This is a genomic window from Polaromonas aquatica (assembly GCF_050626995.1).
In the GTDB taxonomy this organism is placed as follows: Bacteria; Pseudomonadota; Gammaproteobacteria; order Burkholderiales; family Burkholderiaceae_C; genus Polaromonas; species Polaromonas aquatica_A.
This window is the reverse complement of the sequence record NZ_CP192467.1, coordinates 3,632,675-3,649,369: the sequence shown is the minus strand read 5'-3', so window position 1 is coordinate 3,649,369 and position 16,695 is coordinate 3,632,675. Positions and strand designations below refer to the sequence as shown.

Genomic DNA, 16,695 nt, shown 5'->3' with positions numbered 1-16,695 from the left:
CATGACCCTGTCGGCCTCCGCCGCCGCGAACCGCCGCGGCATCCTTTGCATGGTGGGCGCCATGGGCTGTTTTGTCACCAACGACGCGCTGGTCAAGTTTGCCAGTCAGAGCATGCCCAGCGCCCAGCTGATCTTCATCCGCGGCGTCATGTCGGTGCTGCTGGTTCTGGCCGTGGCCCACGCGCTGGGCGCCACCAGCCGCCTGCGCGAAGCCACGCGCGGCTGGGTTGCAGTCCGCGCGCTGGTCGATGCCTGCGCCACCATGCTCTACCTGGGTTCGCTGTTTCACCTGCCCATCGGGAACGCCACCGCCATCAACCTGGCAGCGCCGCTGTTCATGACGCTGTTTGCTGCCTTGTTCATGGCCGAACGCGTGCGCGGCGCGCGCTGGCTGGCTGTCGGCTTCGGGTTTTTCGGCGTAGTGCTGGTCATCCAGCCACGCGCCGAGGGCTTCAACGGCTACGCGCTGGTGTGCCTGGTGGGCACACTGTTCCACGCAGCGCGCGACCTGATGACACGCCGCATCCATGCCGGCGTTCCATCGATTCTCATCACCCTGTCCACGGCAGCTGCTGTCACTGTGGTGTCCGGCGCGGGCTCGCTGCTGCAGGGCTGGAAGCCATTCGGCCTGCTCGAGTTTGCCTTGCTGGCACTGGCCAGCGTGTTCCTCACCGGTGGCTACTACCTCATCATCAACAGCATGCGCCACGGCGAGATGACGCTGGTGGCGCCCTTTCGTTACAGCGGCCTGCTGTTTGCACTGGTGCTGGGCTACGGGGTTTGGGGCGAAGTGCCGAACATGCTGGCCTGGTTCGGCATTGCACTGCTGATCGGATCAGGCCTGTACGTGCTGATCAATGAGAAGCGGCGCATTCCGATTGCGCCGCCGCCGGACTGAGCGCGGACGTGAGCAGCCCTTCCATCGATTTTTTCGCCGCCTCACCGGTGGTGGCGCGGCGGCTGATAGGCGCGACGCTGCTGGTGGATGGCGTGGGTGGGCGCATCGTGGAGACCGAAGCCTACGACCGCGAGGACCCGGCTTCGCACAGCTTCTCCGGGCTCACCCCGCGCAACGCCGCCATGTTCGGCCCACCGGCCCATGCTTATGTCTACCGCTCTTACGGCATCCACTGGTGCCTGAATATCGTCTGCCGCGAAGAAGGCCATGGCGCCGGGGTTCTGATACGCGCGATCGAGCCACTCGAAGGTCTGGATGTGATGCGCCAGCGGCGCGGGCTCGACGATGTGCGCCTCCTGTGCGCCGGGCCCGGCCGGGTCGGTCAGGCGCTGGGCATCACACGGGAGCACAACGCCCTTCCGATTGATGCGCCGCCGTTCGAGCTGCGGCCTGCCAAGGGGCGCCCACACGTGGTGAGCGGGCCACGTATCGGCATCTCAAAAGCAATGGATCAACCCTGGCGCTTCGGGCTGGAAGGATCGCCTTTCCTGAGCCGGCCTTTCCGCTAGAACCTCGCGGGCTCAAGCCACGGCCAGCGGTGTACGCCGAACGCGCCGCACATTGAAGGCGCTGGCAATCAGCACCCCCAGCATCAGTGCCAGTCCGAGCAGCACGCCGCGATACATCTGGTGGTCCATCATCAGGCCGAAGATCAGCGGCGACACCGCCTGGCCGATGTCCAGGCCGGCATACACCACACCATAAACGCGGCCTGACGCGTTTTCGGGCGTCGAGCGCTTGACCAGCAGGTCACGCGACGGCCCCGCAATGCCTGACGAAAAACCCATGAGACCAAACAGCACCGGCACGACCCATGCTGGAAAACTGCCCAGCGCCAGCAACAGTGCAATGACAGCCGCCACGCCAAAGCCGGTGCCCACGATGCGCTCGCAGCGTGCCGGGTCCGACGCCAGGAAGCCGCCAACCACCATGCCACCGGCGCTGCACACCATGTAGATCGTCAGGCACATCGCCACCAACGGGAGGGGCACATCATGCAGCTGGCGTGCGGCTTCAGGGGCAAACGCCTGCACCACACTGAGCACAATCGCATACCAGAAGAAGAACGCAAAACACATCCACACCGCAGGGATGCGCAGGAAGCCCAGCGAACTGTCCGCCGCCGGTGCCCCTTTGACGGGCGCCGCTACGGTCAGCGTCAGTTTGTCGCGGTTCAGCACCAGCACCGCCAGCACGGCAAAGGCCAGTGCGCCGGCGGCGGCCAGCGCCACCCGCCATGAATAGGCAAAGGTCAGCGTCACCACGAGCGCCGGCGCCAGCGCCCAGCCCAGGCTGCCGGTGATGCCGTGCACGCTGTACGCATGGCCCAGGCGCGGTGCGCTCACCTTGCGGTTGATCAGCGTGTAGTCCACCGGATGAAATACCCCGTTGCCGATACCGGCCAGTACGGCAAACGCCGCCATCATCCAGTAGCTGGTACTGATGGCGTAGCCAAAGGCAGCGAGGCCCAACAGTGTCAAGCCGGCAAACAGGATGGGCCGGGGGCCGAAGCGGTCGACCACAAAACCGGAAAGCGCCTGCACCGCGCAGGACACCACAAAAAAGAGCGTCATCAAAAAGCCCAGCTCCGCGTAGCTCACGCTGAACTCTTCCTTCAGCCAGGGGAACAGCGGCGCCAGCAGCAGTTGGCTGAAATGGCTGATCATGTGCGCCAGGCCCACCAGGCCGATCACGCTGGCATCGCTGCGAAAAGGGACCGCGCCGGGCGCATTCAGGGTCGTACTTGAAGTATTCATGGCGCTATCGTAGTATTGGCCGGCACTTCCGAAATGCGACATAAAGCCATGTTTCGGCGAATTTCAGACAAAGCGCTTTTGCGCCTCAATACAGCACCCCGCATGCCATCCCGTAAAACCCAGCTCCGCTTTGTCCCGGTGGGGGACACTGGCAACTTCACGCCCAGCCGGCAGCGGCCGGTGCGCGTGCGGGCGCGGTCGCTGCAGGCCGACACGCATTTCAAGCCCCATTCCCACGCCTGGGCGCAGCTGGCCTACTGCTCCACGGGAGTCCTTCAGGTCACCGCCGAACAAGCCCGCCATGCCGGCGGCGAAATTACCTACATCGTGCCGCCGTCCCGCGCAGTGTGGATCGCCCCCGGCGCGCAGCACCACGTCACCGTGCTGGAGGCGGCCGAGTTCCGCACGCTGTATATCGACGCCGGCGCCGCGCCCAAAGGCTGGAGCGGCTGCCGTGTGATGGTGGTGTCGCCGCTGCTGCGTGAGTCCATCCTCGCGCTCGATGAAGCCACGCCCCAACAGCCACTGCCGGCCGCCCGTGAACAGCTCCTTTGCAACCTTGTGCTGGACGAACTAGCCCGTGCCGACACCCAGGCCCTGGGCGTGCCCATGCCGCATCCGCAAACCGGCGACAAGCGGCTGCGCACCCTGTGTGAAGCCGTGCTGCGCGCGCCATCCGAGCGGGCCACGCTGGCCGAATGGGCCGCCGACACCGGCGCCAGCGAGCGCACGGTGGCCAGGCTTTTCCGCGACGAACTGGGCCTGAGCTACCAGCAGTGGCGGCAGCAGGCCATTCTGGCCCACGCCCTGCCCATGCTCACGCGCGGGCAATCGGTCAGCACTGTGGCCGCGGCCAGCGGCTATGCGAGCGACAGCGCGTTTACCGCAATGTTCAAGGCCGCCATGGGCCAGCCGCCCAGCCATTTTCAGAACAAAAACAGGCTCTAGCCCAAATAATATGGGACTGAGCAGCTATCAAAAACGAAGCAACCGACGTCATCTCTGCACAAAAATGCGCCGCTTGACCAGCGTCGTTATCATGGCCTGATGGACGTCTTCAATGTGGCAAACGCCGCACTTACTCCCCTTAGACGCTGGTGTCGCACTTCAGCCTCCATGGCTGTTGCCATGCTCGTCATCACAGGCCATGCATATGCCCAGGCGCCTGCCGAGTCCCACCCAACGCTGCTGCGTGAGCTGAACCGCTTGCGGCAGGACGGCTGTGACGGGCGCGGCGCAAACGCCCCCTCGCTGCGCGAAAACACCGCGCTGTCACAGGCAGCCCAACTCATGGCGGGCGGCCGAAAAATGGCTGATGCGCTGAAAACCGTCGACTACCGTGCCCTGCGGGCCGCGCAGGTCACCGTGCGCGGCGCGACCGGCCCCGCGGCGCTGGCGCGCAGGACGCTGGGCAGGTCCTGCGGCACGTTGATGCACAGCGAACTCATTGAAGCCGGCTTTTACCAGCGCGGAACACAGACCTGGGTCGTGCTGGCGGCGCCCTTCGCTGCGCCCGGCGAGGCCAAGCCCGGCGGCATGCAGGCGCAGGTACTGGCACTGGTCAATGAAGCACGCGCCCGCCCTCGGCGCTGCGGCAGCAAGGCGTTCACGGCGGCACCGCCGCTGCGGCTTAACCCTGTGCTGCACAACATCGCCAGCGCCCACGCCGCCGAGATGGCGCGCTACAGCTACTTCAGCCACACCAGCCGCGACGGCACCACGGTGGATGGCCGGGCTACGCTGGCCGGCTACCCCTGGCGCAGCATCGGCGAGAACATCGCCGCAGGGCAGATGACCGCCGACGCCGCTGTGCGCGGCTGGATCAACAGCCCCGGCCACTGCGCCAACATCATGTCACCGGCTTTCAGCGAAATGGGCGCCGCTTTTGTGGTCAACCGGCAAAGCAGCGCGGGGATTTACTGGGCGCAGGTGTTTGGCTCGCCGCGCTAGATCAGCCGCTTGAGCAATCCCATCACCTGCTCAAACCGTTTGCCATACGGCGGGTAAAACAAATCCCCGCGCGCCCACTTCGACTGCGCCATCACTGGTTTCTGCTGCGACAGGCGCAAGAAACCGGCCTCGCCGTGGTAGCTGCCCCAGCCGCTTTCGCCGACGCCGCCGAAAGGCAGGTTCTCGTGGGCGATATGCATCAGTGTGTCGTTCACGGTGACACCGCCGCTCACGGTGTTTGCCAGCACGTGGTCGCGTGAGCCGGTGTCTGTGCCAAACCAGTACAGCGCCAGCGGCCGTGGCCGGGCGTTGACGTAGCGGATCGCCTCGTCGACAGAGTCATAGGGCAGCACCGGCAGGATGGGGCCGAAGATTTCCTCGTTCAGCAGTTTTGAGGTGGCGGGTGCATCAAACACCAGCACCGGCGCCATCTGGCGCGACGCGCTTCCTGTGCCGGCCGCGCCGGGGTTCACGGTTTGCAGCCGGGCGCCCTCGCCTTCGGCCTGCGCGAGCAGCGCCTGCAGCCGCTCCAGGTGGCGAGGGCTGATGATGGCCGCGTAATCGGGGTTGCCGGCAATGGTGGGAAACAGCGTTGCCACCGCGCGCGCGAAGGCTTCGCCGAACGCGGCTTCACGGCCCCTGGGCAGCAATACATAGTCGGGTGCGATGCAGGTCTGGCCGGCGTTGAGCAACTTGCCGTGGGCGATCTTGATGGCGGCCTTGTCGATGTCGCACGACGCATCGATGATGCAGGGCGACTTGCCGCCCAGCTCCAGCGTCGTGGGTGTCAGGTTGGCGGCGGCGGCCTCTGCCACCTTGCGGCCCACAGCGGTGGAGCCGGTGAAAAAGAGATGGTCAAACGGCAGGCCGGCAAATTCGGCGGCGAGCTTGCCATCGCCCTGCACCACGCACACCTCATCAGGCGCAAAAGATTTTTCGATCAGCGTGGCCAGCAAGGCCGACGTCTGCGGCGTGAGCTCGCTGGGCTTGAGCATCACGCGGTTGCCCGCAGCCAGCGCTGTGATGACGGGGCCCAGCGAGAGCTGCACCGGGTAGTTCCAGGGGGACACCACCCCCACCACCCCCAGCGGCTGGCGCTGCAAGAAGGCGCGCGAAGGCTGCAGGTACAGCGGCGTTCCCACCTTGACCGGCTTCATCCACTTCGGCAATTGCTTCAGCGTGCTGGACAGCAGCGAACGCAGCACAAAGATATCGGCGATTTCGGTGAGTTGCGATGAGCGTACGCCGAAGTCGGCATTGACGACCTGGGCGAGCGCTGCGCCGTGTTCATCGAGCAAGGCGCGGATGCGCAGCAGGCGATCGCGGCGCAGCGCCAGCGGCACTTCGATCTGGGCGCGGCTCGCCTTGTGCTGGGCGTCAAACAGGGCCCGCAGGACGGCAGGGTCGTGGGCAGGGGATTGGCTCAAGGTCATCGCTGAATGATAGGGACGGCCACGGCGGCCCGGTAGAGGCATGACTCCAGCGCGGCTACGGGTTGACCCTGAAGCCGCCAACCCCATTTACAGACGTGACAAACCGAATTTGCCTGACAGCCGCACCCGGAGCACCGAACAAAATTCGCCGGGACGGCCCCAGGTCAACCCTTGATGAAAGTACTTCATGGAATACAAGGACTACTACAAGATCATGGGCGTGGAGCGCAGCGCTACCACCGACGAGATCAAAAAAGCCCACCGCAGGCTGGCGCGCAAATACCACCCCGACGTCAGCAAGGAAAAGAACGCCGAGGCGCGCTTCAAGGAAATTGCCGAAGCGTACGAAGTGCTGCGCGACCCTGAAAAGCGCGCCGCCTACGACCAGCTGGGCGCCAGCTACCAAGCCGGGCAGGACTTTCGCCCGCCGCCGGGCTGGAATCCGGGGCGGGCTCCGGGCGGCCGCGCTGGCGGCACCCGAACGCGCGGGGCTGGAGATTTTGACCACAGCGATTTCTTCGACGCCATCTTCCGCGGCATGGGAGGTGCGGGGCCTGAAGGCTGGGGCGGCTTTGATGACTTTGCCGACATTCGCGGCAGCCGCGGCGGCCGCGGCTTTGACATGCACGGCCAGGACCAGCACGCCAAAATCCAGATCGACATCGGCGATTCCTACAGTGGCGCGACGCGCAAGCTGCAGTTGCGCATGCCGGTGGAGGATGAAACCGGTGTGACGATGCAAGACCGCACCATTGAATTCGTCATCCCCAGGGGTATACGCGCCGGCCAGCATATCCGCCTGGCGGGCCAAGGCTCTCCAGGCGTGGGCCAGGGGAGCCCGGGCGACCTTTACCTGGACGTGGAGTTCCTGCCGCATGCCTTGTACCGCGCCGAGGGCCATGACGTGTACATGAACCTGCCCGTGACGCCATGGGAAGCCGCGCTTGGCGCCGAAGTGGAAGCGCCCACGCCGGCAGGCGTGGTCGCGCTGAAAATCCCGCCAGGCTCGGCCAGCGGACGCAAGCTCAGGCTCAAGGGGCGGGGGCTGCCGGGCAAGACGCCGGGCGACTTTTATTTTGTGCTGCAGGTCGTCCTGCCGGACGCGGACACTGCCGCATCGAAGAAGGCGTATGAAGACATGGCAGCGGCGTTTAAGACTTTCAAGCCACGCGCCAGCCTGCGAAATTCTGGAGGCAAGGCATGAAAACTTCCACAAGCTACCTCGCCGGTTTGATCCTGGAAGACCAGGAGGGCCTCACGCTCGACGATCTCTGCCGGGCGTGTGCCACGCAATCGGACCTCATCATGGACCTGGTGCAGGAAGGCCTGCTGTCGCCCCTGGGCGCAGCGCCGGACCTGTGGCGCTTCAACGGCGTGCACCTGCACCGGGCCACGGTGGCGGTGCGCCTGCAGCGCGACCTCGGGGTGAACCCGGCCGGTGCCGCGCTGGCATTGGACCTGATGGAAGAACTGAACGACCTTCGCGCGCAGCTCGGCCGGCTGCAAGGCTAGCCCGCGGCGCTGAAAGGTGCGCGATGGCAGAATCGGTCGCCATGTCCGACACCGCCGCACCCGCACTCAAGAACATCTTCGATCCGGCTCGCCTGCGCCATATCGCGGCGGAAACCGCCGCGGTCTACCCGCGCTTTGACAGCAAACATTTCCTCAAGCTCGCCCTGCAGGGCCTGGACGAGCTTTCGCTGATGCAGCGCCTGCGCCGCACCAGCGAATGCCTGCACGCCACGCTGCCGGCCGACTACCCCAAAGCCGTCGCCATCCTGCGCAAGCTGGCGCCGCGCATCAACAGCAGTTTCGTCACCCTGGTGCTGCCAGACTATGTTGGCTTGTATGGCCGCGATGACTTCGATACGTCGATGGAGGCACTGAAGTTTTTCACTGCATTCGGCACCTCGGAATTCGCCATCCGCGAGTTCATCCGCCAGGACCCGGCGCGCACGCTGGCCGTGATGAAGGTATGGGCGAAAGACGAGAGTGACCATGTGCGGCGCCTGGCCAGCGAAGGCAGCCGCCCCCGCCTGCCCTGGTCGTTCAGGCTCGATGCGCTGATGGCCGACCCGGAACTGGCCGCGCCCATCCTGGAATCACTGAAAGCCGACAACAGCCTTTACGTGCGCAAGTCGGTAGCCAATCACCTGAACGACATCACCAAGCTGCACCCTGACTGGGTGCTGAAGCGCCTGGAAAGCTGGCCGCTCGACAAACCGCACACAGCGTGGATCGCCCGGCACGCCTTGCGCACCTTGATCAAGCAGGGCGACAGGCGAGCATTGGGCATCATCGGTGCGGGAAAGAAGGCTGCTGTGACCGTGCAGGATTTTTCCGTCAACCCGAAGAAACTCGCGCTTGGCGAGCGGCTTGAACTGGCATTCACACTGCAATCCACCTCGCGCCAGAGCCAGCGCCTGGTGGTGGACTACGCGGTGCACTACGTCAAGAAGTCGGGCAGCAGCTCGGCCAAGGTGTTCAAGCTCAAGGAGCTGACGCTGGCCGCCGGCGAGAGCGTGCAGCTTTCACGCAGCCAGGTTGTGCGCGACTTCACGACACGCGTGCACCATGCGGGCCGGCATGAGGTGGACATCATGGTCAATGGGGAACGGCTGGCGAGCAGCTTTTTTGAGCTTTTGAAGCCTTGAAGAGCCTGTATACCGTCTAAGAGCTCACATACCGGGGTTTGACGTGGTGGATGCTTCAGTTTAGTATTACATATGTAATAACGAAAGAACACCATGCACATGCTCAAACTCACCCAGATCGGCAACTCCGTTGGCGTGGTTCTGCCCAAGGAAGCGCTTGCCCGGTTGAAGCTTGGCAAGGGGGAAACCGTGTTTCTGACAGAGACGCCGGACGGCTACACACTGACGCCCTATGACCCGGCACTGGAAGAAGAAATCGCTGCAGGGCGCGCCTTCATGCGCGACTTTCGCGACACCTTCCACCAGCTTGCCAAATGACGTGGCGCTGGATTACCAAATCAGCATTGCTGCTATTGCACGATGAAAGCCTGGCCGAGCACGGCGGCGGCGCCGGTTTGCGTGACGTGGGGCTGCTCGACTCCGCACTGGGCCGGCCGCTGAATCTGCTTGCCTACGCAGACCCGGCCCAGCCGCCTGATGTGGCAGCCCTGGCGGCCAGCTACACCATCGGGCTGGCCAAAAATCATCCCTTCGTGGACGGCAACAAGCGTGCGGCTTTTCTGGCCACCGGTTTGTTTCTCTACCTGAATGGTTACCGCCTGGATACGTCGCAAGCCGATGCAACGATGACCATGCTGGCCGTTGCCACCGACGACGTCACCGAAGACGAATTTGCGGCCTGGGTGCGGACCCATGCCCGCCTGCGTTCCAAAGGCTGAGTCCTTGACGAATCCCGTGTTCGCCCCATCCTTTTGTTTCCCAACCTGAACCATCACCATGACCCGAACTTCCGCCCAGCGCTTCAAATCCGCCCTTCTTGCCGTGGGCAGCGTCCTGCTCCTGTCCGCCTGCGGCGGCGCGGGCGGTGAAGAGATAGGCGCCGTGGACACGGTCTTCAAATTCATCGGCCCGGACCACAAGATCGTGGTGGAAGCCTATGACGACCCCAAAGTCAGCGGCATCACCTGTTATGTGTCGCGCGCCAAGACTGGCGGCATCAAGGGAGCGTTCGGCGTGGCCGAAGACAAAGCTGAGGCCTCGATTGCCTGCCGGCAGACCGGCCTCATCATCTTCAACGGCAAGCCGCTGGAAAAGCAGGAAGAGATGTTCAGCGAACGCATCTCGCTGGTCTTCAAGAAATTGCGTGTGGTGCGCATGGTGGACACCAAACGCAACACCCTCGTCTACCTCACTTACTCGGACCGCGTGATTGAAGGCTCGCCGCAAAACAGCGTCACGGCGGTTCCGGTACCGGCGGGCACGGTAATTCCGGTGAAGTAATGGCAATGCGGGCGGTAGGTTGGCGTGTGGCCTGAATACCCCCGCTGGCCGGTGGGACTAGCGTGCTGCGCCATCGGTGTTTTCAATTTTGACAACAGAATTTCCACCCATGACCCAAACCAGCAAACCCAACAGCGCGTCCCTTTCCGATTTCCCCATCACCCAGAAATGGCCGGCCCAGCACCCTGACCGTATCCAGCTGTACTCCCTGCCCACGCCCAATGGCGTCAAGGTGTCGATCATGCTGGAAGAGTGTGGCCTGCCCTACGAGCCGCACCTCGTTGACTTTGGCAGCAACGACCAGATGTCACCGGCTTTTCTGTCGCTCAACCCGAACAACAAGATCCCGGCCATCATTGACCCGAACGGTCCAGGCGGAAAACCGCTGGGGCTGTTCGAGTCCGGCGCGATCCTGATCTACCTTGCAGAGAAGACCGGGAAATTCCTGCCCGCGGACGCAGCAGCGCGCTATGAAACCATTCAGTGGCTGATGTTCCAGATGGGTGGGATCGGCCCGATGTTTGGCCAGCTCGGCTTTTTCCACAAGTTCGCCGGCAAGGAGTATGAAGACAAGCGCCCGCGCGACCGCTACGTCGCCGAATCCGCCCGCCTGCTCGGTGTGCTGGACCAGCGGCTCAAGGGACGCAGCTGGATCATGGGCGAGGACTACACCATTGCCGACATCGCCACCTTCGGCTGGGTGCGTAACCTGATCGGGTTTTATGACGCGGGTGCACTGGTGGAAATCCAGAACTTCCCCAACGTAACACGCGTACTGGACACATTTGTAGCGCGTCCTGCGGTCGTCAAGGGTTTGGGCATTCCCCAGCGCGGGTGACCGCCTGTCGGCACACGGCGGAACGGCCCGGCCGGCATCTCCCATTGGGATAGTCCCGGATATCGCAGATAGCAATTTGGCTATCATCACGGCATGTCGGCTCGCCCTGATTCTCCAGAACAGATCGTGACGGACCGCTTCCGCCTTCTGGTGGATGCGGTACAGGATTACGGCATTTTCATGCTCGACACCACCGGTAACGTGGTGTCCTGGAACACCGGCGCCCAGCGCTTGAAGCAATACCAGCCCGCTGAAATCATCGGCCGGAATTTTTCCACCTTCTACCCCCCTGAGGCCATAGCAGCCGGCTGGCCGGCCGAGGAACTGCGCCGCGCGGAAAGGGACGGACGTTTTGAGGAAGAAGGCTGGCGCATCCGCAAGGATGGCAGCCGCTTCTGGGCCAACGTCGTCATCACCGCGCTGCGGGACCCGGACGGAACACTGACCGGCTTCGGCAAGGTGACGCGCGACCTGACCGAACGCCGTGCCCACGAAGAAGCCCTGCGAGAGAGCGAACAACGCTTTCGGCTCATGCTCGAGGGAGTGAAGGACTATGCGATCTTCATGCTCAACCCCGAGGGCCTGATCGAGAGCTGGAACAGCGGCGCGCAACTTATCAAGGGCTACAGCCCCGGCGAAGTCATCGGCAAACATTTCGGCCTGTTTTACCGCCCTGAAGACCTTGAGGCAGGCAAACCCGAGACCGAACTCAAAACGGCCTTGCAGCAAGGCCGGGCAGAAGAAGAGGGCTGGCGCGTCCGCAAGGACGGCTCGGTGTTCTGGGCCAATGCCGTGATCACGCCGATCTACGATGCGAACCGGCAGTTGCGCGGCTTTGCCAAGGTTACGCGCGACATGACCGAAAGGCGGCGCCTGTCCGAACTGGAAAAATCCAGCAAGCGCATGAGTGAGTTCCTGGCCATGCTGGCGCACGAGCTGCGCAACCCGCTGGCCCCCATTCGCAACGCCATCACCATCCTGCAGCTGGAGCCCTCCCCCAGCCCGCTGGTGCGGAGCAGCCGCGACATGATTGACCGGCAGCTCTCGCACATGACACGCCTGGTCGACGACCTGCTTGATGTCGGGCGGCTGACCACCGGCAAGATCCGCTTCAAGGCGGAGCAGGTTTCCTACAACCAGGTGGTGGCCCGCTCCATTGAGGCCGTGCGTCCCCTGTTTGATGCGCGGCGCCACCGCCTGGAGACAGACATCCCGGCCGCGTCGCCGCTGGTTCAGGGAGACGCCACGCGGCTTGCCCAGGTCCTGCAGAACCTGCTGATCAACGCCGCCAAGTACACACCCGAAGCGGGACTGATCGAGCTCAAGGTCTGGCAGGAGGGCACGCAGCTGTACACCTCGGTGCGAGACAACGGGCTGGGGCTGTCGTCCCAGGCCATCAGCCAGATCTTCGAGTTGTTTTCCCAAGGCGATGCGCAGACCGCCGCACGTGAAAGCGGACTGGGCATCGGGCTGACGCTGGCACGCTCACTGGTGGAAATGCACGGCGGCACACTGCATGCGGAAAGCGAAGGCCCCGGCCGCGGCAGCACCTTCACATTTTTCCTGCCGAATGCACAGACGGGTGAGGAAACCACCGACGACGCGGGCAGCGGCCCGGGCGCGGCCATCCTGGTGGTGGACGACAACCGCGATGCGGCCAACAGCCTGGCGGAAATTCTCCGGCTGATGGACTGCCAGGTGAAAGTCGCTTATGACGGCCCCGCCGCGCTGGAGATGTTCCGCCAGCAGGCGCCCCAGGCCGTTTTGCTGGACCTCGGCATGCCGGGAATGAACGGCTACGAGGTGCTGGCTGCCTTGCGCGCCCTGCACGGCGGCGAGCAGGTCATAGTTGCGGCCCTCACCGGCTTCGGCACGGACGAAGACAAAAGCCGTGCGCTGGCCGCCGGGTTCGACGAGCACCTCACCAAACCGCTGGACTTTTCCGCCCTGCAGGCATTTCTGCAAACCGCGGGCGTGGCGGTTTGAGTGTTTTTGGCGGCCGGAAGGTGATTTTTATCCTTTTTCGGGCATCAAAAAGGCCGCCAGCCCAGTAACATCGGGCGCCACCAGCTATCAAATAAATAGCGATTTCTGCAGCATCAATACCGCCAGCCGGCCAGCGGGCTGCCACGGCCATGGGTGTATAACCAGAGCCCTCGGTTCCGCGCTTTTTCCAACCCCGCGCGTGACCGCTCACCTGAATAAATAAAGCATCAAACCGTGCGCACGAAGCGCTACGGCACACCAAGGAAGATCAAACATGGGCGCGCAGTGGAAAGCAAAAGGCAAGGAACTGGCGGCAAATGCCAAAGGCAAGGTATTTGGAAAACTGGCCAAGGAAATCATGGTGGCCGCGCGCAATGGGGCCGACCCCGCGTCGAACGCCCGCCTGCGGCTGGTGGTGGAGCAGGCCCGAAAGGTCTCCATGCCCAAGGACACGCTGGAGCGGGCCATCAAGAAGGGCGCCGGGCTGACCGGTGACGCGGTTCACTTCGAACACGTCATCTATGAAGGATTTGCGCCGCACCGGGTTCCGGTCATGGTCGAATGCCTGACGGACAACCTGAACCGCACCGCGTCGGAAATCCGCGTGCTGTTCCGCAAGGGCCACCTGGGCACCTCCGGTTCCGTCAGCTGGGATTTCGACCACATTGGAATGATTGAAGCCGAGCCCGCCACGCCGGGCGCCGACCCGGAGCTGGCCGCTATCGAGGCCGGTGCCCAGGACTTTGAACCGGGCGAAGAAGAAGGCACCACGCTGTTCGTCACGGATGCGGTGGACCTGGACCTGGTAAGCCGCGCGCTGCCGGCCCAGGGTTTTACGGTACTGTCCGCCAAGCTGGGCTACAGGGCCAAAAACCCCATCGCACCCGCCTCCCTGAGTGCGGGTGAACTCGAAGAGGTGGAAGCCTTTCTTGCCGCCATCGATGCGAATGACGACGTGCAGAATATTTTTGCAGGCCTGGGCGGCTAGGCACAAGAACACCACGGTTCAGGGCGCAGCTTTTGCCGCGCCGATGGCGTCAATGAATGAAAAAAGGCCCGTTTTCCCCAGAGAAAGCGGGCCTTTTTATGTGCTTTCAGGCATCAAATTGACGTCGAGGCCAATAGTTACGGGCGCAGGCAGCTATCAAATCGATAGCGCCTGTTGCACGGGTTACTGCGGTGCGGCCTCAAACCTGAACACGCCTGGGTCACGGATCGGGTCGACATCCACTGGTATCGTGCTCTTGGGCGGAAAGCGGCCTTCCAGCAGCAGCTTGCTCAGCGGGTTCTCAATGCGCTGCTGGATCGCACGCTTGAGCGGCCGCGCGCCGAACACCGGGTCAAACCCGACCTTGGCCAGCTCGGCAATCGCCGCTTCCGACACCTCCATCGTGAGGTCCATCTTCTGCAACCGGTTGATCAGCGTGCGAAGCTGGATGCGGGCGATGGACTCGATGTTCTTCGCGTCGAGCGAATGGAACACCACGGTCTCGTCAATGCGGTTCAGGAACTCGGGCCGGAAGTAATTCTTCAGCTCGCCCTCCACCGCTTCCTTGATGTCCTCGTAGGGCTGGCCCACCATCGACTGGATGACGGGTGAGCCGATATTGCTGGTCATCACGATCACCGTGTTCTTGAAGTCCACGGTACGGCCCTGGCCGTCGGTCAGGCGGCCATCGTCCAGCACCTGCAGCAGCACATTGAAGACGTCGGGGTGGGCCTTTTCGACTTCATCGAGCAGCAGCACGCTGTAGGGCTTGCGGCGCACGGCTTCGGTCAGGTAACCACCCTCCTCGTACCCCACGTAACCCGGAGGCGCACCAATCAGGCGGGCCACCGAGTGCTTTTCCATGAACTCGCTCATGTCAATCCGGACCAGGTGGTCTTCGCTGTCGAACAGGAACCCTGCCAGCGCCTTACACAACTCGGTCTTGCCCACACCGGTCGGGCCCAGGAACAGGAAAGAGCCGGTGGGCCGGTTCGGGTCCGACAGGCCCGAGCGCGAGCGGCGGATGGCGTTGGCTACGGCTCCGATGGCTTCGTCCTGGCCGACCACACGCTCGTGCAGCTTGCCTTCCATGAGCAGCAGCTTGTCGCGCTCGCCCTGCATGAGTTTGCTGACAGGGATGCCGGTGGCGCGCGCCACGACCTCGGCGATTTCCTCGGCGCCCACCTGGGTGCGCAGCAGCGTGGGCGCATTCGACTTGCCCTTGCTGGCTTCGGTGTCCTGTGCTTCCTTGAGGCGCTTCTCCAGTTCGGGCAGCTTGCCGTATTGCAGCTCGGCCACCTTGTTGAAATCGCCCTTGCGGGTGAATTCCTCGATCTGGAAGCGGATGCGGTCGATTTCCTCCATGACGTCCTTGGAACCCAAGGCCTGGGCCTTTTCAGCCTGCCAGATTTCGTCAAGATCGGAGATTTCCTTTTGCAGCTTGGCAATTTCCTCTTCGATCAGGCCAAAGCGTTTTTGCGATGACTCGTCTTTCTCGCGGCGCACGGCTTCGCGCTCGATCTGCAGCTGGATCAACCGGCGGTCCAACCGGTCCATGACCTCGGGTTTGGAGTCCATCTCGATCTTGATCTTGGCCGCGGCCTCGTCGATCAGGTCAATGGCTTTGTCGGGCAGGAAGCGGTCGGTGATGTAGCGATGGCTCAGCTCGGCCGCGGCCACGATGGCCGGGTCGGTGATCTGCACGCCGTGGTGCGCTTCATACTTTTCCTGCAGGCCCCGCAGGATGGCAATGGTGGCCTCCACCGTGGGCTCGCCGACCAGGATTTTCTGGAAACGGCGCTCCAGCGCGGCGTCTTTTTCGATGTACTTGCGGTATTCGTCGAGCGTGGTGGCGCCCACGCAGTGCAGTTCGCCGCGTGCCAGCGCGGGCTTGAGCATGTTGCCGGCGTCCATGGCGCCTTCGGCCTTGCCGGCACCCACCATGGTGTGCAGCTCGTCGATGAAAACAATGGTCTGCCCTTCGTCCTTGGCCAGCTCGTTGAGCACGGTCTTCAGGCGTTCTTCAAACTCGCCGCGGAACTTGGCGCCGGCCAGCAGTGCCGCCATGTCCAGGCTCAGCACACGCTTGCCCTTGAGCGAATCGGGCACCTCGCCGGCGACGATGCGCTGGGCAAGGCCTTCGACGATGGCGGTCTTGCCGACGCCGGGTTCGCCGATCAGCACGGGGTTGTTCTTGGTGCGGCGCTGCAGCACCTGGATGGCGCGGCGGATTTCGTCGTCGCGGCCGATGACCGGGTCGAGCTTGCCCAGGCGCGCGCGCTCAGTCAGGTCCATGCAGTATTTCTTGAGGGCTTCGCGCTGGCCTTCGGCGTCGGCGCTGTTCACGCCCTGGCCGCCGCGCACGGCATCAATGGCCGCTTCCAGCGCCTTGCGGGTGAGGCCATTCTCTTTGGCCAGCCGGCCCACATCGCTCTTGCTGTCAGCCACCGCGAGCAGAAAGAGTTCACCGGCGATGAACTGGTCGTTGCGTTTGATGGCTTCTTTTTCAGTGGCCTGCAGCAGCTTGGCGAGGTCGGGGCCGACCTGGAGCTGGTCCTGACCCTCTACCTGCGGCAGTTTCTTGACGGCGGCGTCGGCGGCTTGCGAGAGGCCGCCCACGTTGACGCCGGCTTTTTCCAGCAGCGCGCGCGGGCCGTCTTCCTGGCGCAGCATGGCGGCCAGCAGGTGGACCGGTTCGATATAACCGTTGTCGTTGCCCAGCGCGAGGGATTGCGCGTCGCTCAGGGCTTCCTGAAATTTGGTGGTCAGTTTGTCTTGTCGCATTTGAATATGACTCCGCAAAGGGGCTCGGGGCTCACTAAGGAGCGGTTATCGCCGAGTTTGGGGCTT

At 63.6% G+C, this 16,695-nt stretch carries 16 protein-coding genes; 13 read left to right on the top strand and 3 right to left on the bottom strand.

Annotated elements, in window-relative coordinates; genetic code table 11:
* Position 1: 1 nt before the first annotated feature.
* Positions 2–898 (top strand): DMT family transporter, encoded by an 897-nt coding sequence (locus ACQ4MS_RS17515; protein WP_431095899.1) that lies wholly within the window; start codon positions 2–4, stop codon positions 896–898.
* An 8-nt stretch (positions 899–906) separates the two neighbouring features.
* Positions 907–1,467, top strand: a complete 561-nt coding sequence (locus ACQ4MS_RS17510; protein WP_431095898.1) for a DNA-3-methyladenine glycosylase — start codon at positions 907–909, stop codon at positions 1,465–1,467.
* Between the two features lie 12 nt (positions 1,468–1,479).
* On the opposite strand, the gene ACQ4MS_RS17505 is transcribed toward ACQ4MS_RS17510, so the two are convergent.
* Entirely contained in the window at positions 1,480–2,715 is a 1,236-nt protein-coding gene (locus tag ACQ4MS_RS17505) for an MFS transporter (RefSeq protein ID WP_431095897.1), read from the bottom strand.
* 102 nt (positions 2,716–2,817) lie between these two features.
* On the opposite strand from ACQ4MS_RS17505, the gene ACQ4MS_RS17500 reads away from it, so the two are divergent.
* Together ACQ4MS_RS17500 and ACQ4MS_RS17495 are read left to right on the top strand one after the other, a co-directional pair.
* On the top strand, positions 2,818–3,663 hold the full coding sequence (locus tag ACQ4MS_RS17500) for an AraC family transcriptional regulator (protein WP_431095896.1): 846 nt from the start codon (positions 2,818–2,820) through the stop codon (positions 3,661–3,663).
* Positions 3,664–3,843: 180 nt separating this feature from the next.
* The gene (locus tag ACQ4MS_RS17495) at positions 3,844–4,665 is read left to right on the top strand and encodes a CAP domain-containing protein (protein ID WP_431095895.1); all 822 of its coding nucleotides are present in this window, start codon (positions 3,844–3,846) and stop codon (positions 4,663–4,665) included.
* On the opposite strand, the gene ACQ4MS_RS17490 is transcribed toward ACQ4MS_RS17495, so the two are convergent.
* A complete protein-coding gene (locus ACQ4MS_RS17490) occupies positions 4,662–6,098 on the bottom strand; it encodes a coniferyl aldehyde dehydrogenase (protein WP_431095894.1) in 1,437 nt (478 codons plus the stop codon). The two genes, ACQ4MS_RS17495 and ACQ4MS_RS17490, sit on opposite strands and share 4 nt — an antisense overlap.
* Before the next feature lie 187 nt (positions 6,099–6,285).
* Between ACQ4MS_RS17490 and ACQ4MS_RS17485 the strand changes: the two genes are divergently transcribed.
* From ACQ4MS_RS17485 to ACQ4MS_RS17445, 9 genes are all read left to right on the top strand, one after another.
* A complete protein-coding gene (locus tag ACQ4MS_RS17485) occupies positions 6,286–7,302 on the top strand; it encodes a DnaJ C-terminal domain-containing protein (RefSeq protein ID WP_431095893.1) in 1,017 nt (338 codons plus the stop codon).
* The gene (locus ACQ4MS_RS17480; RefSeq protein WP_431095892.1) at positions 7,299–7,610 is read left to right on the top strand and encodes a chaperone modulator CbpM; all 312 of its coding nucleotides are present in this window, start codon (positions 7,299–7,301) and stop codon (positions 7,608–7,610) included. Before ACQ4MS_RS17485 ends, ACQ4MS_RS17480 begins: the two co-directional genes overlap by 4 nt.
* Positions 7,611–7,633: 23 nt before the next feature.
* On the top strand, positions 7,634–8,752 hold the full coding sequence (locus ACQ4MS_RS17475; RefSeq protein ID WP_431095891.1) for a DNA alkylation repair protein: 1,119 nt from the start codon (positions 7,634–7,636) through the stop codon (positions 8,750–8,752).
* A gap of 93 nt (positions 8,753–8,845) precedes the next feature.
* A complete protein-coding gene (locus ACQ4MS_RS17470) occupies positions 8,846–9,070 on the top strand; it encodes an AbrB/MazE/SpoVT family DNA-binding domain-containing protein (RefSeq protein WP_411879519.1) in 225 nt (74 codons plus the stop codon).
* On the top strand, positions 9,067–9,471 hold the full coding sequence (locus tag ACQ4MS_RS17465; protein ID WP_431095890.1) for a type II toxin-antitoxin system death-on-curing family toxin: 405 nt from the start codon (positions 9,067–9,069) through the stop codon (positions 9,469–9,471). Before ACQ4MS_RS17470 ends, ACQ4MS_RS17465 begins: the two co-directional genes overlap by 4 nt.
* 58 nt (positions 9,472–9,529) lie before the next feature.
* Positions 9,530–10,033 (top strand): CreA family protein, encoded by a 504-nt coding sequence (locus ACQ4MS_RS17460; RefSeq protein WP_431095889.1) that lies wholly within the window; start codon positions 9,530–9,532, stop codon positions 10,031–10,033.
* A gap of 109 nt (positions 10,034–10,142) precedes the next feature.
* Positions 10,143–10,871, top strand: a complete 729-nt coding sequence (locus ACQ4MS_RS17455; RefSeq protein WP_431095888.1) for a glutathione binding-like protein — start codon at positions 10,143–10,145, stop codon at positions 10,869–10,871.
* 93 nt (positions 10,872–10,964) lie between these two features.
* Complete coding sequence (locus ACQ4MS_RS17450; RefSeq protein ID WP_431095887.1) at positions 10,965–12,857, top strand: hybrid sensor histidine kinase/response regulator; 1,893 nt, start codon at positions 10,965–10,967, stop codon at positions 12,855–12,857.
* Between the two features lie 274 nt (positions 12,858–13,131).
* Entirely contained in the window at positions 13,132–13,845 is a 714-nt protein-coding gene (locus ACQ4MS_RS17445) for a YebC/PmpR family DNA-binding transcriptional regulator (protein WP_431095886.1), read from the top strand.
* Between the two features lie 183 nt (positions 13,846–14,028).
* On the opposite strand, the gene clpB is transcribed toward ACQ4MS_RS17445, so the two are convergent.
* Positions 14,029–16,629: an ATP-dependent chaperone ClpB gene (gene clpB / locus ACQ4MS_RS17440; RefSeq protein ID WP_431095885.1), complete on the bottom strand. Its 2,601-nt coding sequence runs from the start codon at positions 16,627–16,629 to the stop codon at positions 14,029–14,031.
* Positions 16,630–16,695 lie beyond the last annotated feature (66 nt).